At 69.0% G+C, this 20,600-nt stretch carries 18 protein-coding genes; 12 read left to right on the forward strand and 6 right to left on the reverse strand.

All coding sequences use genetic code 11. The features are described 5' to 3' along the window. Window positions 1–111 precede the first annotated feature (111 nt). The 7 genes from aceE to ACWCPQ_RS09160 all read left to right on the forward strand — a co-directional run bounded on the left by aceE (window position 112) and on the right by ACWCPQ_RS09160 (window position 10,703). Entirely contained in the window at window positions 112–2,922 is a 2,811-nt protein-coding gene (gene aceE, locus ACWCPQ_RS09130; RefSeq protein ID WP_449896807.1) for a pyruvate dehydrogenase (acetyl-transferring), homodimeric type, read from the forward strand. Between the two features lie 10 nt (window positions 2,923–2,932). Further along, complete coding sequence (locus tag ACWCPQ_RS09135; protein WP_449896472.1) at window positions 2,933–4,267, forward strand: PucR family transcriptional regulator; 1,335 nt, start codon at window positions 2,933–2,935, stop codon at window positions 4,265–4,267. A gap of 128 nt (window positions 4,268–4,395) precedes the next feature. Next, a complete protein-coding gene (locus tag ACWCPQ_RS09140; protein ID WP_449896474.1) occupies window positions 4,396–5,310 on the forward strand; it encodes an ACP S-malonyltransferase in 915 nt (304 codons plus the stop codon). Between the two features lie 127 nt (window positions 5,311–5,437). Continuing rightward, window positions 5,438–5,740: a meromycolate extension acyl carrier protein AcpM gene (gene acpM / locus ACWCPQ_RS09145; protein ID WP_449896475.1), complete on the forward strand. Its 303-nt coding sequence runs from the start codon at window positions 5,438–5,440 to the stop codon at window positions 5,738–5,740. A 10-nt stretch (window positions 5,741–5,750) separates the two neighbouring features. After that, window positions 5,751–7,001 (forward strand): KasA/KasB family beta-ketoacyl-ACP synthase, encoded by a 1,251-nt coding sequence (locus ACWCPQ_RS09150; RefSeq protein ID WP_449896477.1) that lies wholly within the window; start codon window positions 5,751–5,753, stop codon window positions 6,999–7,001. A 123-nt stretch (window positions 7,002–7,124) separates the two neighbouring features. Next, complete coding sequence (locus tag ACWCPQ_RS09155; RefSeq protein WP_449896479.1) at window positions 7,125–8,558, forward strand: acyl-CoA carboxylase subunit beta; 1,434 nt, start codon at window positions 7,125–7,127, stop codon at window positions 8,556–8,558. A gap of 333 nt (window positions 8,559–8,891) precedes the next feature. Continuing rightward, the gene (locus tag ACWCPQ_RS09160) at window positions 8,892–10,703 is read left to right on the forward strand and encodes an Eco57I restriction-modification methylase domain-containing protein (protein WP_449896481.1); all 1,812 of its coding nucleotides are present in this window, start codon (window positions 8,892–8,894) and stop codon (window positions 10,701–10,703) included. A gap of 293 nt (window positions 10,704–10,996) precedes the next feature. Here ACWCPQ_RS09160 and ACWCPQ_RS09165 read toward each other — a convergent pair whose 3' ends face one another. The 4 genes from ACWCPQ_RS09165 to sigJ form a co-directional block, all read right to left on the reverse strand. Beyond that, the gene (locus tag ACWCPQ_RS09165; RefSeq protein WP_449896483.1) at window positions 10,997–11,641 is read right to left on the reverse strand and encodes a TetR/AcrR family transcriptional regulator; all 645 of its coding nucleotides are present in this window, start codon (window positions 11,639–11,641) and stop codon (window positions 10,997–10,999) included. Between the two features lie 65 nt (window positions 11,642–11,706). Continuing rightward, window positions 11,707–11,892 (reverse strand): hypothetical protein, encoded by a 186-nt coding sequence (locus ACWCPQ_RS09170; protein ID WP_449896484.1) that lies wholly within the window; start codon window positions 11,890–11,892, stop codon window positions 11,707–11,709. A 183-nt stretch (window positions 11,893–12,075) separates the two neighbouring features. Then, window positions 12,076–12,591 carry a gamma carbonic anhydrase family protein gene (locus ACWCPQ_RS09175; protein WP_449896486.1) on the reverse strand — a complete coding sequence of 172 codons (516 nt, stop codon included), beginning with the start codon at window positions 12,589–12,591 and terminating at the stop codon, window positions 12,076–12,078. Between the two features lie 63 nt (window positions 12,592–12,654). Continuing rightward, complete coding sequence (gene sigJ / locus ACWCPQ_RS09180; RefSeq protein WP_449896487.1) at window positions 12,655–13,587, reverse strand: RNA polymerase sigma factor SigJ; 933 nt, start codon at window positions 13,585–13,587, stop codon at window positions 12,655–12,657. 227 nt (window positions 13,588–13,814) lie between these two features. Between sigJ and ACWCPQ_RS09185 the strand changes: the two genes are divergently transcribed. Next, window positions 13,815–14,786 (forward strand): cobalamin biosynthesis protein, encoded by a 972-nt coding sequence (locus tag ACWCPQ_RS09185; RefSeq protein ID WP_449896489.1) that lies wholly within the window; start codon window positions 13,815–13,817, stop codon window positions 14,784–14,786. Window positions 14,787–14,805: 19 nt separating this feature from the next. Here the strand turns inward: ACWCPQ_RS09185 and ACWCPQ_RS09190 are convergent, their stop codons facing one another. Continuing rightward, a complete protein-coding gene (locus ACWCPQ_RS09190; protein WP_449896491.1) occupies window positions 14,806–15,672 on the reverse strand; it encodes an SURF1 family cytochrome oxidase biogenesis protein in 867 nt (288 codons plus the stop codon). After that, on the reverse strand, window positions 15,672–16,178 hold the full coding sequence (locus ACWCPQ_RS09195) for a low molecular weight protein-tyrosine-phosphatase (protein ID WP_449896809.1): 507 nt from the start codon (window positions 16,176–16,178) through the stop codon (window positions 15,672–15,674). The genes ACWCPQ_RS09190 and ACWCPQ_RS09195 overlap by 1 nt, the downstream gene beginning before the upstream one ends. A gap of 43 nt (window positions 16,179–16,221) precedes the next feature. On the opposite strand from ACWCPQ_RS09195, the gene cobC reads away from it, so the two are divergent. The 4 genes from cobC to ACWCPQ_RS09215 all read left to right on the forward strand — a co-directional run bounded on the left by cobC (window position 16,222) and on the right by ACWCPQ_RS09215 (window position 20,578). Further along, window positions 16,222–17,265 (forward strand): Rv2231c family pyridoxal phosphate-dependent protein CobC, encoded by a 1,044-nt coding sequence (cobC, locus tag ACWCPQ_RS09200; protein WP_449896493.1) that lies wholly within the window; start codon window positions 16,222–16,224, stop codon window positions 17,263–17,265. Window positions 17,266–17,350: 85 nt separating this feature from the next. Beyond that, window positions 17,351–18,520 (forward strand): Nif3-like dinuclear metal center hexameric protein, encoded by a 1,170-nt coding sequence (locus tag ACWCPQ_RS09205; RefSeq protein WP_449896494.1) that lies wholly within the window; start codon window positions 17,351–17,353, stop codon window positions 18,518–18,520. 115 nt (window positions 18,521–18,635) lie between these two features. Further along, the gene (locus ACWCPQ_RS09210) at window positions 18,636–19,373 is read left to right on the forward strand and encodes a zinc ribbon domain-containing protein (protein WP_449896496.1); all 738 of its coding nucleotides are present in this window, start codon (window positions 18,636–18,638) and stop codon (window positions 19,371–19,373) included. A 41-nt stretch (window positions 19,374–19,414) separates the two neighbouring features. Next, on the forward strand, window positions 19,415–20,578 hold the full coding sequence (locus ACWCPQ_RS09215) for a bifunctional RNase H/acid phosphatase (RefSeq protein ID WP_449896498.1): 1,164 nt from the start codon (window positions 19,415–19,417) through the stop codon (window positions 20,576–20,578). The last annotated feature ends 22 nt before the right edge of the window (window positions 20,579–20,600 follow it).

Genomic DNA, 20,600 nt, shown 5'->3' on the forward strand with positions numbered 1-20,600 from the left:
AGCACACCAGCGGGCCACTCGGGGTCACCGCAGCCATCAGCTCGACCACCCCCTGTACGAGGAGCAGTTTTGACCGATCTGATCCACTCTGGCGTCCCGGCGGAATCCGCTGTGCCGGGTTCCGCTCCCACCCCTCGCGACGCCAACGGCGTACCGCCCGGTGGCCGAGTCCGTGTGATTCGTGAAGGAGTGGCGTCCTACCTACCGGATATCGACCCGGAGGAGACCAGCGAATGGCTCGAGTCCTTCGACGAGATGCTCGACCGCGAGGGTCCCGGCCGGGCCCGCTATCTCATGCTCCGGATGCTGGAGCGCGCCGGCGAGCGCCGGGTCTCCATTCCCGCGCTGACGTCCACCGACTACGTCAACACCATTCCGACCGAGAACGAGCCCTGGTTCCCCGGTGACGAGGAGACCGAGCGGCGCTTCCGGGCCTGGATCCGCTGGAACGCGGCCATCATGGTGCACCGCGCGCAGCGTCCCGGTATCGGTGTCGGCGGCCATATCTCGACCTACGCGTCCTCGGCGGCGCTCTACGAGGTCGGCTTCAACCATTTCTTCCGCGGTAAGGACCATTCCGGCGGCGGCGATTCGATCTTCATCCAGGGTCACGCCTCGCCCGGTATCTATGCTCGTGCATTCCTCGAGGGCCGGCTGAGCACCGATCAACTCGACGGTTTCCGTCAGGAGTACAGCCACGGGGGCCTCGGCAAGGGCCTGCCCTCGTATCCGCATCCGCGGCTGCTGAGCGATTTCTGGGAATTCCCGACGGTGTCGATGGGCCTGGGCCCGATGAACGCCATCTACCAGGCGCGGTTCAACCACTACCTGCACGACCGCGGGATCAAGGACACCTCCGATCAGCATGTGTGGGCGTTCCTGGGCGACGGGGAGATGGACGAACCCGAATCGCGCGGCCTCGCCCATGTGGCGGCCCTGGAGGGTCTGGACAATCTGACCTTCGTGGTGAACTGCAACCTGCAGCGCCTCGACGGCCCGGTTCGCGGTAACGGAAAGATCATCCAGGAACTGGAGTCGTTCTTCCGCGGTGCCGGCTGGAACGTGATCAAGGTGATCTGGGGCCGGGAGTGGGACGCGCTGCTGGGCGCCGACCGTGACGGTGCGCTGGTGAACCTGATGAACAGCACGCCCGACGGCGACTACCAGACCTACAAGGCCAACGACGGCGCTTACGTCCGCGACCATTTCTTCGGCCGCGACCCGCGCACGAAGGCGCTGGTGCAGGACCTGTCGGATCAGGAGATCTGGAACCTCAAGCGCGGCGGGCACGACTACCGCAAGGTGTACGCGGCCTACGCGGCAGCGCTGGCGCACAAGGGCCAGCCGACGGTGATCCTGGCCAAGACCATCAAGGGCTACACCCTCGGCAAGCACTTCGAGGGCCGCAATGCCACGCACCAGATGAAGAAGCTGACCCTGCAGGATCTCAAGGACTTCCGCGATCTGCAGCGCATCCCGATCAGCGACGCGGAGTTGGAGAAGGATCCGTACCTGCCCCCGTACTACCACCCGGGCGCGGAGACCAAGGAGATCCAGTACATGCTGGATCGGCGCAAGGCGCTGGGCGGGTTCCTGCCGGAGCGGCGGACGAACATCGAACCGCTGAAACTGCCCGGCGACGAGGCGTACAAGTCGGTGCGCAAGGGCTCGGGCAAGCAGAACGTCGCCACCACCATGGCTCTCGTGCGGCTCATGAAGGAACTGCTGCGCGACAAGGAAATCGGCAAGCGCATCGTGCCGATCATCCCGGACGAGGCCCGGACCTTCGGTATGGACTCCTGGTTCCCCTCGCTGAAGATCTACAACCGCAACGGCCAGCTCTACACCTCGGTCGACGCGGAACTGATGCTCGCCTACAAGGAGAGCTCGGTCGGGCAGATCCTGCACGAGGGCATCAACGAGGCCGGTTCCACGGCGTCGTTCACCGCTGTCGGCACCTCGTATGCCACGCACGGCGAGCCGATGATCCCGCTCTACATCTTCTATTCGATGTTCGGGTTCCAGCGCACCGGTGACGGTCTGTGGGCCGCGGCCGACCAGCTGGCCCGCGGCTTCGTGCTCGGCGCGACGGCCGGCCGGACCACCCTCACCGGTGAGGGTCTGCAGCACAACGACGGCCATTCGCTGCTGCTGGCGTCCACCAATCCGGCGGTGGTGTCCTACGATCCGGCGTTCTCCTTCGAGATCGCCCATATCGTGCGCGACGGCCTGCGCCGGATGTACGGCGGAACACCGGGAGTGGACGGGTTCGGCGGGGAGAACATCTTCTACTACATCACCCTGTACAACGAGCCCTATCAGCAGCCGGCCGAGCCCGAGGGGCTCGACGTCGACGGATTGCTCAAGGGGCTGTACCTGTACAAGAAGGGTGGCGCCGGTGATGTCCGGGCGCAGATCCTGGTCTCCGGAGTCACCGTGCCCGACGGCCTGCGGGCCCAGCAGTTGCTGGCCGACCACTGGGGGGTGGCCGCCGATGTCTGGTCGGTGACCTCCTGGGGTCAGCTGCGCCGGGAAGCCCTCGAACTCGAGATCGAGGCGCTGCACCATCCGGGTGAGGACGCGGGGCAGCCCTACGTGGCCCGCGCCCTGGCCGACGCGCAGGGGCCGTTCGTGGCCGCCACCGACTGGATGCGCGCCGTGCCCGACCAGATCCGCAAGTGGGTCCCGGGCGATTTCACCACGCTGGGGACCGACGGATTCGGGTTCTCCGATACCCGGCCCGCCGCCCGCCGGGTGTTCAACGTCGACGCGGAGTCCATCGTGGTCGCCGCACTGGCCGGTCTGGGCCGGATCGGCACGCTGGATCCGGCGAAGGCCGCCGAGGCCGCCGCCCGGTACCGGATCGACGATGTGGCGTCGGCTCCGGAGTTCACCGCGGGCGGGGCCGGAGACGCGGAGTGACGGCGGTTCGATGATCGAACGCAGACCACCGCGTCCGCGCCGGGTCACCGAAGGCTCCAACGAGCACGAGGTGTACCTGCCGACCGGTGCCCTGTCGCCGAACCGGCAGAACCGCGACCCCTTGCCGGATACGCTGCTCAAGCGCGTCAAGCAGTTCTCCGGTCGGCTGTCCACCGAAGCCGTGGGGTCGATGCAGGATCGGTTGCCGTTCTTCGCCGATCTGGACGCCGCGCAGCGCGCGGGCGTCCAGATGCTGGTGCAGACCGCGGTGGTCAACTTCCTGGAATGGCTCCAGGACCCGGACAGTGATATCCGGTTCAGCCTGGACGCCTTCCAGGTCATTCCGCAGGATCTGGCGCGGCGGTTGACGCTGCGCCAGACCGTGGACATGGTCCGGGTGGCCATGGAGTTCTTCGAACAGTGGCTGCCCGCACTGGCGCGCAACGACCGGCAACTGGTCGCGCTCACCGAGGCGGTACTGAGATACGGGCGTGAACTCGGTTTCGCGGCCGCTTCGGTGTACGCCAGCGCGGCCGAATCCCGGAGTGCGTGGGATACCCGGCTCGAGGCGCTCGTAGTGGACGCGGTGGTGCGTGGTGACACCGGCCCCGACATGCTCTCGCGCGCGGCGACGCTGAACTGGGACGCGACGGCCCCGGCTACGGTGCTGGTGGGTACTCCGCCGCGCGATCAAGGCGTTTCGGTGGTCGGCGCGGTGCACACGATCGCGGCCCGGCACGGGCGGGCCGCGCTCGCGGCCGTCCAGGGCGCGCGCCTGGTGATGGTGGTGAGCGGTCCGCTCGGCGATGCTCTGCACGCCTCACCGTTCATGGACGATCTGCTCACCGAGGCGTTCGCGGACGGTCCCGTGGTGATCGGGCCGACGATGCGGACCCTGGGTGCCGCGCACGGCAGCGCGCTGGAGTCGCTGGCCGGGATGGAGGCGGTGATCGGCTGGCGGGAGGCGCCGCGTCCGGTCCACGCCATGGAACTTCTGCCCGAACGGGCTCTGCTCGGTGATCGAGCTGCGGTCGACGCGCTCGTCGAGTACCTTGTCCTTCCGTTGGCTTCTGCCGGTTCTGCCTTGGCGGACACCCTGGATGCCTACCTGGAATGCGGCGGCGCGGTCGAGATGTGCGCGCGTCAACTGTACGTTCATCCAAATACGGTGCGGTATCGCCTGAAGCGGATCGGGGAAGTAACCGGTCGCGATCCGCTCAATCCGCGGGATGCGTATGTGTTACGAATCGCCGCCACAGTCGGTCGTTTGACACGAACTCGTAACGAATCATCGTCACAAGCATCAGACGACTCTTTTGTCCCAGTGGACAAAGACGGGCTGTAACGCGCACCCCGATTCGGTCGATCCGGACACCCCACGCGGGCTTTTGTGGAGACCATACAAAAGCTGTCCGAAAGCTCTAGTCACGTCGACATCTCGCAAATGCGGTCTCACAGTGTTTTCTTAGGTACGTGATCGCGTTGTTCGCCCCTGGACAGGGCTCTCAGACACCCGGCATGCTCGCGCCCTGGCTCGATCTGCCCGGCGCTCGTGACCGCCTCGCACTGTGGTCGAAGGAATCCGGCCTGGATCTGATCCGGCTCGGGACCGAAGCGACCGCCGAAGAGATCACCGATACCGCGGTGACCCAGCCGCTGGTGGTCGCCGCCGCGCTGCTCGCCTTCGCCGAGATCGGTGACAAGCGGGTACCGGCCGACACCATCGTGGCCGGCCACTCGGTGGGCGAACTCGCCGCCGCGGCGGTCGCCGGCGTGATCTCCGCCGACCAAGCAGTTACGCTGGCAGCCATCCGCGGTGCCGAAATGGCGAAGGCGTGCGCGCTCGAGCCCACGGGTATGTCCGCGGTGCTCGGCGGCGACGAGGCCGCTGTGCTGGCACGGCTCGAAGAACTGGAACTGGTCCCGGCCAACCGCAACGCCACCGGACAGATCGTGGCGGCGGGGCGTCTGGACGCACTGGCCGAACTGGCCGCGAACCCGCCGGAGAAGGCCCGGGTACGGGCGCTTCCGGTAGCGGGCGCGTTCCACACCGAGTTCATGGCTCCCGCGCAGAAGGCGGTGGCGGCGGCGATCGCCGAGATCACCCCGCACGAGCCGGTTCGCCCGCTGCTGTCGAACGCCGACGGTAAGCCGGTCGAGTCCGGCGCGGACGCGGTGGCTAAGCTCGCCGCGCAGGTCACCCGGCCCGTCCGGTGGGACCTGTGCACCGAAACCGTCCGGCAGGCCGGCGTCTCGGCGGTGGCGGAGTTGCCACCGGCGGGAACACTCGTCGGTATTGCCAAACGGGAGCTCAAAGGCACCCCCAACCTGGCGCTGAAGACCCCCGAGGACATCCCCGCGCTGGCCGAGCTCACGAGCTCCGGCTAGCTTGCCTACGGCTGTGTTTCCGAGGAACCTCACGGGAGCACGGCACCGGAGCGGCGTAACACGTACACCGATCCGGCCCGAAGAAATATGTAAGCCCTACACGAGAAAATTAGAAGGGAGCCACGAAGTGGCCGCTCTGACCCAGGAACAAATCGTCGAGGAACTCGGCAAGATCATCGAAGAGGTTACGGGTATCGAACCCTCCGAGGTGACCATCGAGAAGTCCTTCGTCGATGACCTGGACATCGACTCGCTGTCCATGGTCGAGATCGCGGTTCAGACCGAGGACAAGTACGGGGTCAAGATCCCGGACGAAGATCTGGCCAGCCTGAAGACGGTCGGCGACGCCGTCAACTACATCCAGAAGCTCGAGGCGGAGAACGCTGACACCGCCGCCGAGCTCAAGGCCAAGTTCGACAGCGCCGAGTAGGGCCGACACCGTGACCACTCCTTCCACCTTGAACGGGAACTTCCCGAACGTCGTCGTCACGAGCCTGGCGGCGTCCACGTCGATCGCGGGTGACGTCGATGCGACGTGGAAGGGTCTCCTCAACGGCGAGAGCGGTATCGACGTTCTCGAGGATTCCTTCGTCGAGGAATACGATCTGCCGGTCCGTATCGGCGGCCACCTGAAGGTTCGTCCGGATACGCTGCTGAGCCGGGTCGAAACCCGCCGGATGGCCTACGTCGAACAGCTCGCGACCGTGCTCGGCCGCGAGGTCTGGCGCAACGCGGGCAGTCCGGAGGTCGATCCGGAGCGACTGGGTGTGGCCATCGGCACTGGACTAGGTGGCGGTGACGCGCTCATCGATTCGGTCGACAAGCTGAAGAACGGGGGCTATCGCAAGATCTCGCCGCTCGCTGTTCAGATGGTCATGCCGAACGGGCCGTCTGCCGTCGTCGGTCTCGAGCTGAAGGCCCGGGCAGGAGTGGTCACTCCGGTCTCGGCGTGCTCGTCGGGTTCCGAAGGCATCGCCAACGCATGGCGCATGATCGTCATGGGCGATGCCGATATGGTCGTCACCGGCGGTGTCGAGGGTTTCATCGACGCCGTGCCGATCGCCGCGTTCACGATGATGCGCGCGATGAGCACCCGCAACGACGATCCGAAGGGCGCTTCGCGTCCCTTCGACAAGGATCGTGACGGGTTCGTCTTCGGCGAGGCCGGTGCGCTCATGGTCATCGAGACCGAAGAGCACGCCAAGGCCCGTGGTGCCACCATCCACGCCCGCCTGCTGGGCGCCGGTATCACCTCCGACGGCTTCCATCTGGTCGCACCGGATCCCGAGGGCACGGGCGCCGCCCGCGCCATGACCCGGGCCATGCAGACCGCGGGTCTGTCCAAACAGGACATCACCCATATCAACGCCCACGCCACCGCCACCCCGATCGGCGATACCGCCGAGGCGAAGGCGATCAACAAGGCCGTCGGCAACCACGCCTCGGTCTACGCGCCCAAATCAGCGCTCGGACACTCGATCGGCGCCGTCGGTGCGCTGGAGTCCGTGCTCACCGTGATGGCCATCCGGGACGGCATCGTGCCGCCCACCCTGAACCTGGAAAACCAGGATCCCGAGATCGACCTCGACGTGGTGAAGGGCGAAGCCCGCCGCCAGGAGATCGAGTACGCGATCAACAACTCGTTCGGTTTCGGTGGGCACAATGTCGCGCTCGCCTTCGGTCGGGCCTAGCTGCCTGCCGAGTAGTTCGACGACCCACAGACGGGGCCGCCGGGTTCATCCGGGCGGCCCCGTCCGGTCTTTCGGACACCCGTGGCCGGTGTGTCGGTCACCCATCATCGAGGAGAGAACGCGATGACGATTATCGCTCCGGCCCGCCATCAGGAAACCGCGACGGATCCGCGTGACCCACTCGGGCGACTCCAGCGCTTCTTCGACCCCGGGACCGTGCTGCCGCTGCACACCCGCGACAGGTCGGGCGTGCTCGCCGCGGTCGGCGAGGTCGACGGCGTGCGTACCGTCGCCTACTGCTCCGATGCCACCGTGATGGGTGGTGCCATGGGTGTGGAGGGTTGCAAGCACATCGTCGACGCGATCGACACCGCGATCGAGTCCGGTGCGCCGGTGGTCGGTCTCTGGCATTCCGGTGGCGCGCGGCTGGCCGAAGGCGTGGAGGCCCTGCATGCGGTCGGTCTGGTCTTCGAAGCGATGGTTCGTGCCTCCGGCCGGGTGCCGCAGATCTCGGTGGTACTCGGCTTCGCGGCCGGCGGCGCGGCCTACGGCCCCGCCCTCACCGATATCGTGATCATGGCCCCCGAGGGCCGGGTCTTCGTCACCGGTCCCGACGTGGTGCGCAGTGTCACCGGTGAACAAGTGGATATGGTCACGCTCGGCGGCCCGGAAACCCACGGGAAGAAGTCCGGTGTCACCCATATCGTGGCCGATGACGAAGCCGACGCCGTGCACCGCGCCCGCCGCTTGGTATCGATGTTCGCCGAACAGGGCGAATTCGACCTGCGCGCCGCCGAACACGGAGATGTCGACCTGCTGGCGCTACTGCCGGCCTCGGCCAAACGCGCCTACGATGTCAAACCGCTGGTCCACGAGCTGCTCGACAATGTCGACGGCGAATCCAGCTTCGAAGAATTGCAGGGCGGCTACGCCCGCTCCATGGTGACCGGTCTCGGCCGGCTGGCCGGTCGCACTGTCGGTGTCCTCGCCAACAACCCGCTGCGGCTCGGCGGGTGCCTGGACTCCAAGAGCGCCGAGAAAGCGGCCCGGTTCGTCCGGCTCTGCGATGCCTTCGGTATCCCGCTCGTCGTGATCACCGACGTCCCCGGCTACCTACCCGGTGTCGGCCAGGAATGGGACGGCGTGGTGCGGCGCGGCGCGAAACTGCTGCACGCGTTCGCCGAAGCCCGGGTGCCGCGGGTCACCCTGGTCACCCGCAAGATCTACGGCGGCGCCTATATCGCGATGAACGCGCGCGCGCTCGGCGCCACCGCGGTCTACGCGTGGCCGGGTTCGGAGGTCGCGGTGATGGGTGCGAAAGCCGCGGTCGGCATCCTGCACAAGAAAGCCCTGGCCGCCGCCCCCGCGGAAGAGCGCGAGGCACTGCACGAGCGGCTCACCGCCGAACACGAAGCCATTGCGGGCGGGGTGGACCGGGCAGTGGCGATCGGGGTCGTCGACGAGGTCATCGATCCGGCTCATACGCGCAGCAAGATCGCCGAAGCATTGGCGGCCGCGCCGTGCCGGCCCAGCCATCACAAGAACATTCCCTTGTGATTTCGGCGGCGCCTCCGGCGCCGCGGGGTTGAGGCCCCCTGGTGTCTCGCCGTTTCGTCCTCGAGACTCGAGCCTTCGGCTCATGCGACGTGCGGTCGGCCGTCCGTGGAATGCGACCGTTGAGCATCTCCGGCCAAGGGCGAGACGGGCCTCAACCCTTTGAGGTGTCTCGTAAGCATCTCGACGCGTGCGGGTTGTGTCGGCATTCGACGGCCGGGTCGGCATATGGACTCGCTGTGGGGTCGGTCGTGGTCGGGGCAGAACCCCGCGCCCACAGAGCGCACTTCCTCCGAAAGCGTCTGGTAAGGGGGCGCGGTCGACGACAATACGCGGATGGGACGCGATGGAGCGGGGGCTCGCGAGCGCAAACGTCATGGTCGGCATTACACGCCCGCGACGCTTGCGGGGTTCCTGGCCGGCCGGGTGGCCGCGCGGATCGACTCGGCCGGGCCGGTGCGGGTTCTGGATCCGGCCTGTGGGTCCGGGGAACTGTTGTTCGCAATCCGGGACGCACTGGCCGGACTGCTGCCGGGGACGCCGGTGGAACTCGTGGGTTACGACCTGGACCCGGCCGGGTTGGCGCTCGCCCGGCGGCGGGCCGCGGCGACCGGAGTGGTTGCGCAATGGCGGCAGCGTGACTTTCTGGCCGATTGTGCGCGGTTGCCCGCGGCGTCTTTCGACGCGGTGATCGCGAATCCGCCGTATGTTCGCACTCAGCAGTTGGGCGGAGAGGCCGCACAGGCGTTGCGTGGACAGTTCGGGTTGCGCGGCCGGATCGATCTCACCCATCCGTTCGTGGCGGCGCTGCCGCGGTTGATGGCCCCGGGCGCGGTGCTCGGTCTGCTGTGCGCGAACCGTTTCCTCACCACCAAGGCGGGTGCGAATCTCCGGGGGCTGCTGCTGGCCGATCTGACGCCGGTGGAACTGTACGACCTGGGGGATACCAAGCTGTTCGAGGCAGCGGTATTGCCGGCGGTGACGATAGCTGTGCGGGCCGGGGAGCGGGGGGACTGCCGCTACGTGTCGGTCTACGAGGAGGAATCCGGGGATGTCCCGGATGCCGAGATCGCCGGCGCGCGCCGCTCGGACCGGCCGGAACACCCGTCGGCCGGGCCGGCTCCGGTGGGGTGGGGGCCGGAAGTGGGACTGCCGGGCACCGTGGCGCGTGGCGCTTCCGGAGCGCACCCGGGTGGGCCGGCAGTCGCGGCGGCGGACGCTGATCTGGAACTGTTCGCGGCACTCGGTCGCGCCGCCGACGCGACAGTGTGGCGGCAGGGCCGCAGGTTCGCGGTGACGGTGGGGCGGTTGGCGACCGAGCCGGGTCCGGCGGCCGTATCGGTGGGATGGCGGATGTCCCGGGTGGGGGACGACGAGTGGCTGCGCGGGGTCTCCGAGCGCATGTGGCGGACCTTCGGCGACCTCGGGCGAATCCGGGTGGGGATCAAGACAAACGCGGACAAGGTGTTCATCGCGGCGCACTGGGGTGACCCGGCGGCCGAACCGGAACTGCTGCGAGACCTCATCACCCACCACGATCTGCGTCCGTGGCGGATAGAGCGGGCACGCGAGACACGGGTGCTGTATCCCTACGACCTCACGCGGACCCGCCGGGTCCCGGTGGATCTGGCGCGATATCCGCGCACTGCGGCCTATCTGGAACAGCATCGGGAGGTGCTGGCCGCCCGGGATTACCTCACCGCGGCGGGCCGGAAATGGTTCGAGCACTGGGTGCCGCAGCGGCCGCATCTGTGGCGGATTCCGAAGGTGGTGTTCCCGGATATCAGCGACCGGCCGCGGTTCGCGCTGGATCGCTCCGGTGCGGTGGTCAACGGTGACTGCTACTGGATCTCGCTGGCGGATCTCGGCGGGGACGCGGGTGCCGAGGATCTGGCCTGTTTGATCATGGGGGTCGCCAATTCGTCGCTGGGGCTGCGGTATTACGACGCGGTCTGCGGTAACCGTCTCTATTCCGGGCGGCGGCGCTGGATCACCCAGTACGTATCCCGGCTGCCGCTACCGGATCCGGGCACGCCGGCCGCGGCTGCGATCGTCTGCCGGGTGCGGACGCTGGCCGAAGAACCGGAGACCGGCCCGGCCGGGCAGGAAGAATTGAACGAACTGGTCCACCGGGCTTTTGCCCTGTGAGACGGCCGTGCACACCCGAAGCGTCCGGGCCACGTCACCGAGCGCCGGTCCACAGACATGATGAACCCTCCACGTCGGGCCGATGCCCCCGAACAGCCTCCGGCGCACACCGGATGCGGCGCCCGCTGCGCAGTCGCCGCCCGCCCCGGTCCCGGAGCGACGGAGCGAAGGAACACAGCGACCGATCGCCGGACCGAAGAACCGGGGTCACCAGGTCCCGACAGCCCCGCCGGAGGTGTGGCCCATCATGAGGGGAGAGTCCAGCACGAGGGCGGGCTCACCACAAAGTCGGGTTACAAGGGCCCCGACCCCGCGGCGCCGGAGGCGCCGCCATCGACACGGACCATGGGGAGCAGGGTGCGCCGGGCGAATTCGCGGCCGGCTGCTTCGTCCTGGACAGGGATGAGTCCGTCGGGGGTGAGTGCCAGTGACAGTGCGAGGCGGGCCATGATCTCGGCGACCGGGTCGGGGTCGAAATCGGTACCGTTTTCGTTCAGTTCTCGCAGTTTCGCCGCCAGGTAGGTACGGCCGACGGCCAGTATGGGTCCGGCCTCGGTGGTGAGCCGGGGGAGTACGAGGTCCGGTTCGGTGCGTAGTAGCCGGATCAGCAGTGGGTTACCGGCGATGGCGGAGATGAAGGCCACGAAGATCTCCACGAGTTGATCCTCGGAGCCGGCCACCGTGCGTACCCGGTTGTCGATTTTGGCGACGAAACGCTGTGCTTCGCGCACTGTTACGGCTTCCACCAGGTCGTTCTTCGATTCGAAGCGACGGTAGAGGGTCGCGGGGCTGATCCCGGCGCGGCGGGCGATCTCGCCCATGCTGGTGCGTTTGATCCCGAAGTCCAGGAATGCCGATAACGCGCTGTCGAGCACTTTCCCGCTGTCGGCGGGGGGTTCGGCAAGGATGCGTTGCAGAATCGGCGGTACGGGCGGCATGGTTTCCACACTGTATCCGACGTCCGGCGCACGGGGTGACCTGCGCATTGGTTTCGTGCCGGTTATCACTCCCGGGGTAGATCGAGTTCGGCCATCTCGTGTTCGATCGCGTTGGCCGCGAAATCGACTCCGCTGGAACGTAGTTCGTGCACCCGGCGCCGCAGCGCCTCGATTCCGCCTGGTTGCGCGGCGATATCGGCCACGCTGACCTCTCCGGTCGACCGGCGCGTCCCGGACTGCTCGCACGCCACCCGTCATACCTCCTGCCGGCACCTCACCGTGCCCACGTGTACGGGTCGTCCGAAACGTCGACGCCTTGCGGGACAGTGGGTTTCGGGTCCGCCCGTCTCCCCGGATACGTTGGTTCCATCCTATCAGTCACCTACTGGACGCTTGTCCAATAGCGTGTCCGGGGATAGCCGGCGCAAAGCGGCTCAGATCTCCTTCGCTGTCCGGTGCTCGGCCATATGGTGCAGATAGACCATGGCATTGAGTTCCACACCGCGCTGCTGCTCGGCGGTGAGTTCGCGGCGCACCTTGCCCGGGACCCCCGCCACCAGCGACCCCGGCGGGATCTGCGCGCCCTCCGGAATCAGCGCGTTCGCGGCGATCAAACTGCCCCGGCCGATCACCGCGCCGTTGAGTACGGTCGCGCCCATCCCGATCAGGCAGTCGTCCTCGATGGTGCAACCGTGCAGGATCGCGTTGTGCCCGACCGACACCCCGGCGCCCACGGTGGCCGGAAAGCCCGGGTCGGCATGCAGTACGCAGCCGTCCTGGATATTGCTGCGCTCCCCGACGGTGATCAGTTCGGTGTCACCGCGCAGCACCGCGTTGTACCAGATACTGACCTGGGCTCCGAGCTTCACCCGGCCGATCACGTTCGCCGTGGGCGCGATCCAGGCGGTGGCGTCGACCTCGGGCCGGTGCCCGCTGACTTCGATCCTCATACACGCAACCTAACGCGCTCGATCCGCCGCTCGCAGACGTGGTGCAGACCGGGGAACCCGGCCTCAGTCCTCGCCCGGCGCACGCAGCATCCATTCGGCATCGGCATCGGCGGGCAGATCACGCAGCTTGTCCGGATTGCGGACGACGTGGATGGCGGTGATCCGGTCCGCGTCGACGGTGAACGAGAAGACCCCGTGGTGCTGACCGTCGAACACCAGCAGACCCGGCATCCCGTTGACCTCGATCGTCCGGCCCCAGCCGCCTTCGGCCGCGGGCAGGTGGTACCAGCCGAGCAGCATCTTGGCGATGAGCTCGGCGCCCGCGACCGGTTTGCGGATGGCGGGAACCTTGCCGCCACCGTCGGCGGTGAGGGTCACCCGTTCGTCGAGCACGCCCAGCAGGGCGCTCATATCGCCGGACCGCCAGGCCACCGAGAACGCCGAGACGACCTTCTCCTGTTCGTCCGGCGACGCCGGGAAACGCGGGGTTCCGTCCTCGACCCGCTTGCGGGCCCGCGAGGCCAGCTGCCGGACCGCGGCCGGGGTGCGGCCCACCACCTCGGCGACCTCGGGCCCCGACATCCCGAACACGTCCTGCAGGACGAACGCGGTGCGCTCGGCCGGGGACAGCGATTCCAACACCACCAGCAGCGCCATGGTGACCCGTTCGTCCTGGGAGATCCGGTCGGCGGGGTCCTCCCAGTCCGAGACCGCGGGTTCGGGCAGCCATTCGCCGACGTATTGTTCGCGCCGCATCCGCGCCGAGCCGAGCTGATCCAGCGCCAGGCGTCCGGTCACCGTGGTCAGCCACGCCTGCAGATTTTCGATGGGTGCATCCCCGGATGCCTGCTGCCGTTGCAGCCGCAACCACGCCTCCTGCACCACATCGTCGGCGTCGGCGAGGCTGCCCAACGTGCTGTAGGCGAGCCGGCGCAGGTAGGGGCGCAGTTCCTCGAAACGCCGGGCCAGATCGGTGGCTCCATCTCGGTCGGTCACTGCGGTTCCCCGTTCGGTCGTGGCCCGTGATCGGGCGTCGGTCTCACCGGGTCGACGATGCGGGCCCCCGATGTGTGACATCGGGGCGAGCGGCCGCCGGCGGTCCGGTTGTAGCGGTATCGGCCGCTTCCCGGTCGATCCTGCCAACATCGGTACCGGCCGGGGTAATTCCGGGACCGGGTCGTCCCCGGCACGGGCACGGCATCATCGCTGGATACGCTCACCCGGTGCGCAGAGGTGTTTCGACCGCGGCGGGTCTGCTGATCGGCTTCGCCATCGATCGGGCGGCCGGGGACCCCCGGCGCGGGCATCCGGTGGCCGGGTTCGGGATGCTGGCCGCGTCGCTGGAATCGGTGAGCTACGCAGATCACCGGCGGGCGGGGGTGGTCCACGAACTGGTGCTGGTGGGATCGGTCGTGGGACTCGGCGCCGCGCTGCGGCGGGGCGGTGCTATTTCGGTGGCCGCCGCGACCTGGACGGTCCTGGGCGGAACGAGTCTGGCCCGGACCGGGCGGATGATGGCCGACCGGCTGGAATCCGGCGATCTGGCCGCCGCCCGGGAACTGCTGCCCGCACTGTGCGGGCGCGATCCGGCGGCACTCGACGCGGACGGGCTGGCCCGGGCCGCACTGGAATCGATCGCGGAGAACACCTCCGACGCCGCGGTCGCGCCACTGCTGTGGGGTGCGGTGGGCGGGGTTCCCGGGCTGCTGGGCTATCGGGCGGTCAATACCCTCGACGCGATGATCGGCTATCGCAATCGGCGGTATCGGCATTTCGGCTGGGCGGCCGCGCGCGCCGACGATCTGGCGAATCTGCTTCCGGCCCGGGTGACCGGCGTACTCACCGCGGCAGTGGCGCCGCTGGTCGGTGGCCGCCCCGGCGCCGTGTTGCGGGCCTGGCGCCGGGATGCGCGACGGCATCCCAGCCCGAACGCCGGAGTGGTGGAAGCGGCGGCGGCGGGGGCGCTCGGAATCCGGCTGGGCGGGCGTACCGAATACCCGCACGGGGTCGAGCAACGTCCGGAACTCGGTACCGGGCCGGCGCCCGCGGTCGGTGATCTGCGCCGGGCGGTCCGGCTGTCGGAACTGGTGCAGTACGCGGCGGTGGCTTCGGCGGCGGTGATCGCGCCGCTGAGCGCGGTGCTGTGGGACCGGATGCGGGCCCGGTCCGCGGGGGCCGGGCACCGGAGCAGGTAGGAAGGCTCGGACGCCGGTGTCAGGGTCGTTCGCGACCGTAACGGTCGGCCAGCCTGGCTTCGGTGGTGACGGGTTCGGGTGCGTGGGTGCTCGGCTCGGTGGAACCTGATCGGGTCGTCGCCGCCGGGCGTTGTTTGCGGCGTTCCCGGATTTCGGCCCAGGCGAAATAGCCGAGCCCCAGCGGCGCCATGATGCCGAAGGCCAGCCATTGCAGCCCGTAGGACAGATAGGGACCGGCATCGAGCTGGGGGAGCGGAACCGGTGTGAAAGCGCCCGGCTGGTCGTCGGACAGTTGCAGATAGGCGCCGCGATCACCGACCGGGAGCGGGGTCAGCGGGCTACCGAGAACGGTGGTCTCCTGCGGAACATCGATCGAGTAGACGTGCGGGATACCGTTCTGGACCGCGGGCGCGCGCTGCGGATCGATGTTCTCCGAGACCCGGACCCGGCCCTCGACCCGCTGTACGCCGGTGGGCGCCGGCTCGATCGGCGGCGGCTGTGATCCGTCGACCGCCGCCACCAGCCCGCGATCCACCAGCAGGGTGCGGCCGTCAGTGAGCGTGAACGCGGACAGCACCCCGAAACCGGGCGCGCCGTCCAGATGACGCAGCCGCACCAGCACGGTCGAATCCGGTACGAAGCTGCCCTCGGCGAAAACCTTCCGCCATTCGGTGGCCGCGCCCGCCGCGCTGCCGTCGAGCACATCGGTGACCGCCACCGGATCGGCGTGGACCGAATCCGCGATCAGCTGGTTGCGTTCGGAGGTGGTCTCGTTCTTACCGAGCTGCCAGGGCGCAAGCACCGTGAAACACATATAGGCGAACGCGACCACCACCACGGCCAGGATCAGCCAGCCCGGACGCAGCAGAAAGGCCAGGCGGCGCATCAGGCGGCACCGCCGGTGACCGGGGTGCGCGCGGCGAGCGCCGCGTCCACCCAATCCAGCAGCCCCGGGACCGCGGCCTCGATCTGCGCGCGCACCAGCTCGAATTCCTCGGTGCCGCCGTAGTACGGATCGGGTACATCGGTTCCGTCGGCGTCCGGATCGAAACTGCGCAGCAACCTGCGCCGTTCATTCGGGATACCGCGGATCGCGAGGGTGCGGTCGTGTTCGGTGGTCATCCCGACGACCAGGTCGGCATCGGCGTGCGCGGCGCCGAATCCGGCGGCGCGGTGTCCGGTGGGGTAGCCGTGGCGGCGCAGGGTGGCGGTGGTGCGCGGATCGGCTTCGGACCCGGCGTGCCAGTCGTGGGTGCCCGCACTGCTCACCCGGACCCGGCCGTCCAGCCCGGCCCGGGACAGATGTCCCAGCAGGATCTTCTCCGCCATCGGCGACCGGCAGATATTGCCGGTACAGACGAACGATATGTGCAGCTCACCCACGACAGCCATTCTGGCGGGTCGATCGGCCCGCGCGCCACGTAGGGTGCGTCTCATGCTCACCGATCATGTCGATTTCGCCGGGCTGCGTCATCACGGTGACGTGGAAGCCCAGCCGGGTCTGCTCGATTTCGCGGTGAACGTCCAGGGCACCGCGCCACCACGCTGGTTACGCGACCGGCTGGCCGCCGCCCTGGACTCGCTGGCCCGGTATCCGGCCGCCGCGGACGAGCGGCACGCCCGGGAAGCCGTGGCCGCCCGGCACGGGGTCGCGCCCGACCATGTGCTGACGCTGGCCGGCGGGGCGGAGGGTTTCGCCCTGCTCCCGCGCCTGTCGCCGCGGCTGGCGGCGGTAGTACACCCGTCGTTCACCGAGCCCGAACTCGCCCTGCGCGAGGCCGGTGTCCCGGTGCACCGGGTGCTGCTGGAACCGCCCTACACCCTCGACCCGGCCCTGATCCCCGAGGAAGCCGATCTGGTGGTGCTGGGCAACCCCACCAACCCCACCTCGGTACTGCATCCGGCGGAGGTCGTGCGCGCATTGCTGCGACCGGGGCGGATCGTGGTGGTGGACGAGGCGTTCATGGACGCGGTGCCCGGCGAACCGGAGTCGCTGGCCGCGCAGGCGGGCGCGGGGTTGCTGGTCCTGCGCAGCCTCACCAAGACCTGGGCGCTGGCCGGTTTGCGCTGCGGGTATCTACTCGGGGCGCCCGAGGTGCTGCAGCAGCTGGTCCGGGGCCGGGCGCACTGGCCGGTCGGCACTCTGCAGCTCGCCGCGATCGCCGCCACCGCCTCGCCGCGCGCCCTCGCCGAGACCGCGGCGCGAGCGATGGAGATCGGTGCGCACCGGACCGCCATGGTCGCGCGGCTGACCGGTGCCGGGGTGGCGGTGCGGACCCCGGCCGCCGCCCCCTTCCTGCTGCTCGAGGTGGAACGCGGCGAGATACTGCGCGAATATCTGCGCCGTCACGGAATCGCGGTGCGGCGTTGCGATACGTTCCCGGGCCTGGGGCAGGGGCATGTGCGGGTCGCGGTCCGGCCGCCGGATGATGTCGAACGGCTGGTGGCGGCGCTGGGAAATGCCGGACGGCTGGTCTAGCCGGTCGGATCCGGGCCGGTGCCACCGCGGACCGGTACCACCGGCGGTGGGTGCACCGACGATGCCACGACGATAGGCGCGCGACATGATTGTCGCCGACGAACCCCGAGAGCTCCCGAGAGGAAGGTGCGCCGTGGCCACCCTTGCCGAACTCGTCGCGACGCTGGAGACGGCCTATCCGCCGCGGCTGGCCGAACCGTGGGATTCGGTGGGCCTGGTGTGCGGGGATCCGGCCGAGACGGTGCGGCGGGTGCTGTTCACCGTCGATGTCACCGCGGCCGTGGTGGACGAGGCGGTGCGGTGGGGTGCCCAGGCTGTGGTGGCCCATCATCCGCTGCTGCTGCGGGGTGTGGACAGTGTGTCGGCCGACCGGCCCAAAGGGTCCCTCGTGCACAGGCTGATCCGCTCGGGTTGTGGGCTGTTCACCGCGCATACGAACGCCGATTCCGCCGACCCCGGTGTTTCCGACGCCCTGGCCGCCGCGCTCGGGCTGACCGTGACGGGACCGTTGGACCCGAAACCTGTGCCCGCTGTGGACAAATGGACGGTTCAGGTGCCGCCGGAGCAGGCCGACGCGGTGCTGGCGGCACTGTTCGGCGCGGGCGCGGGTGGGGCCGGGGACTATCGGGAAGCTGCCTGGCGGGTCACCGGGACCGGCCAGTTCCGTCCGCTCGACGGTGCGAACCCGGCGATCGGGGCCGTGGGTGAGCTGGCCCGGCCGGCCGAGGACCGGCTGGAGCTGGTCGCCCCGCCCGCAGCGCGCGCGGCGGTGCTCGCGGCGCTGCGGGCGGCGCACCCCTACGAAGAACCCGCCTACCACGTGACCGAACGGGCCGCACTGACCGGGAACCAGGGTCTGGGCCGGATCGGCACCCTGGCCGAGCCGCTGACATTGCGTGAGTTCACCGCCCGCGCCGCCTCCGCGCTGCCGGAAACAGCCTGGGGTGTCCGCGCCGCGGGCGACCCGGACCGGCTGCTGCGCACGGTCGCGGTCTGCGGTGGCGCGGGTGATTCGCTGCTCGATACCGCGGCCCGCCGCGGGGTCGACGCGTATCTGACCGCCGACCTGCGCCATCATCCGGCCGACGAACATCTGCGCCGTTCGGGTCCCGCGTTGATCGATGCGGCCCACTGGGCCACCGAGTTCCCGTGGTGCGCGCAGGCCGCCGCCGTGGTCCGGGACGGGCTTCCGGAGCTGGAGACCCGGGTCTCCAGCGTGCGGACCGACCCGTGGACGGTCGGCTGCGGCGGCTGACCGTGGAGCGGACTACCGGGTCCGCGGGTTCGGACCGGTCGGCGACGCCGCCCCGGCTCCGCGGAGTACGGTGGACGTTCTTATCCGTCCACAGTGTGCAGGGAGTTCGTTCGCGTTGAATGTCGAACCATCGATTCAGGCCCAACTGCTGCGTCTCGCCGAGGTCGACACCGAGCTGACCCGGATCGCGCACCGGCGCAGCGTTCTCCCCGAACAACAGGAGGTCGACCGGTTCGAGACCGAACGCAACGCGCACAAGGACGCCGCCGTGGCCGTGGAGATCGTGCTCGACGATCTCGATCGCGATATCCGCAAACTCGAGGGCGAGATCGAGGCCGTCCGCAAACGTGAGGACCGCGACCGCGGCGTGCTGGAAGCGGGCACGGTCGGCGCGAAACAGCTGTCGGAGCTGCAGCACGAGCTGGCGAGTCTGGAACGCCGCCGGTCGGTGCTCGAGGACGATCTGCTCGAGGTGATGGAACGCCGGGAGGCCTCCGCCGCCGATCACGAACACGCGGGTGCCCGCCTCGATCGGACCGAAACCGAGCTCGCCACCGCGCGCGACCGCCGCGACGAGGCTGTCGCCGATCTGGACGTCGCCCAGCGCCGCTGCGAAACCGACCGGGAGCGGCTGGTCGGCGCCTTCCCGGAAGAACTGCTGAGCATCTACGACCGGCAGCGCAGCGGCCACGGTATCGGCGCGGCACTGTTGCAGGCCCGGCGCTGCGGCGCCTGCCGGATCGAACTGGACCGCGGCGAGATCGCCCGAATCGCGAAAACCGCTCCCGATGTAGTGGTGCGATGCCCGGAATGCGGGGCAGTCCTGGTGCGGACCAAAGAATCCGGATTGTGAGACCGCGCCGGACAGCGGAGTAGCGGGAGCGAGAGGCCGATATGAGCGTGCGCGAGGTCGTTGTCGAAGCCGACGGCGGATCCCGGGGCAACCCGGGACCGGCGGGCTACGGGGCGGTGGTGTTCGACGCGGACCGGGTGAGGGTGCTCGCGGAACGCCGGGAGGCTCTCGGTGTCACCACCAACAATGTCGCCGAGTACCGCGGGCTGATCGCCGGACTGGAGGCAGCCGCCGAACTCGGCGCGCGCGTGGTCTCGGTACGGATGGACTCCAAGCTCGTGGTCGAGCAGATGTCGGGTCGCTGGAAGGTCAAGCACGCGGCGCTGATCCCGCTCGCCGATCGGGCCCGCCGGCTGGCCGCGGATTTCGAGCAGGTGACCTACCGCTGGATACCGCGCGCCGAGAACTCCCATGCCGATCGGCTGGCCAACGAGGCCATGGACGACGGCAAGCTGGTCCAGGAGATCCACGCGGCCGAACCCGCTTCGCCGGCCCGGCCCGCACCACCAGCGGCGGCCGCCGATACGGGTGGCGATTCGCGCAGCGCCTCGGCGCGGTTGTCCGGAGCCGGCCCGGGCTGGACCGGTGCGGCCGGCCGGCCCACCAGGCTGCTGCTGTTGCGCCACGGGCAGACCGAATTGTCGGTGCAGCGTCGCTATTCCGGTCGCGGTAATCCGCCGTTGACCGCGGTCGGCCGGGAACAGGCCACCCGGGCGGCGAAAATGCTGGCCGCCAAGGGCGATATCTCCGCCATCGTCACCTCACCGCTGGGCCGGGCCCGGGAAACCGCCGAGGCGGCCGGCACGGCGCTCGGGATCGAGGTACGGGTGGTCGACGGTCTCACCGAAACAGACTTCGGCGAATGGGAGGGGTTGACGTTCCGCGAGGCCGCCGAACGCGACCCCGATCTGCACGCGCGCTGGCTCGGGGATCCGTCGCTGCCCGCTCCCGGCGGAGAGAGTTTCGACGCGGTCCGGGAACGGGTGGAGGCGGTGCGCCGCGATCTGGTGACCCGGTATCCGGGCGCGAATATCGTCGTGGTCAGCCATGTCACGCCGATCAAGACGCTGCTGCAGCTGGCGTTGGGAGTCGGGCCGTCGCTGCTCTACCGCCTGCATCTGGACCTGGCGTCGCTCTCGCTTGCGGAGTTCTATCCGGACGGCGGATCGTCGGTCCGGTTGGTCAACGATACGAGCTACCTCTGAGCGGGTGACCGGACGCGGCGCC

The sequence above is a fragment of the Nocardia sp. NPDC001965 genome, assembly GCF_053594175.1.

Bases quoted from the DNA above. Each gene is read 5' to 3' on its own strand.
- ACWCPQ_RS09175 (WP_449896486.1), bottom strand. From the start codon at position 12,591: ATGAGGATCGAAGTCAGCGGGCACCGGCCCGAGGTCGACGCCACCGCC.
- ACWCPQ_RS09165 (WP_449896483.1), bottom strand. From the start codon at position 11,641: ATGCCGCCCGTACCGCCGATTCTGCAACGCATCCTTGCCGAACCCCCC.
- cobC (WP_449896493.1), top strand. From the start codon at position 16,222: ATGCTCACCGATCATGTCGATTTCGCCGGGCTGCGTCATCACGGTGAC.
- ACWCPQ_RS09205 (WP_449896494.1), top strand. From the start codon at position 17,351: ATGATTGTCGCCGACGAACCCCGAGAGCTCCCGAGAGGAAGGTGCGCC.
- ACWCPQ_RS09160 (WP_449896481.1), top strand. From the start codon at position 8,892: ATGGGACGCGATGGAGCGGGGGCTCGCGAGCGCAAACGTCATGGTCGG.
- ACWCPQ_RS09215 (WP_449896498.1), top strand. From the start codon at position 19,415: ATGAGCGTGCGCGAGGTCGTTGTCGAAGCCGACGGCGGATCCCGGGGC.
- ACWCPQ_RS09135 (WP_449896472.1), top strand. From the start codon at position 2,933: ATGATCGAACGCAGACCACCGCGTCCGCGCCGGGTCACCGAAGGCTCC.
- ACWCPQ_RS09155 (WP_449896479.1), top strand. From the start codon at position 7,125: ATGACGATTATCGCTCCGGCCCGCCATCAGGAAACCGCGACGGATCCG.
- ACWCPQ_RS09190 (WP_449896491.1), bottom strand. From the start codon at position 15,672: ATGCGCCGCCTGGCCTTTCTGCTGCGTCCGGGCTGGCTGATCCTGGCC.
- ACWCPQ_RS09195 (WP_449896809.1), bottom strand. From the start codon at position 16,178: ATGGCTGTCGTGGGTGAGCTGCACATATCGTTCGTCTGTACCGGCAAT.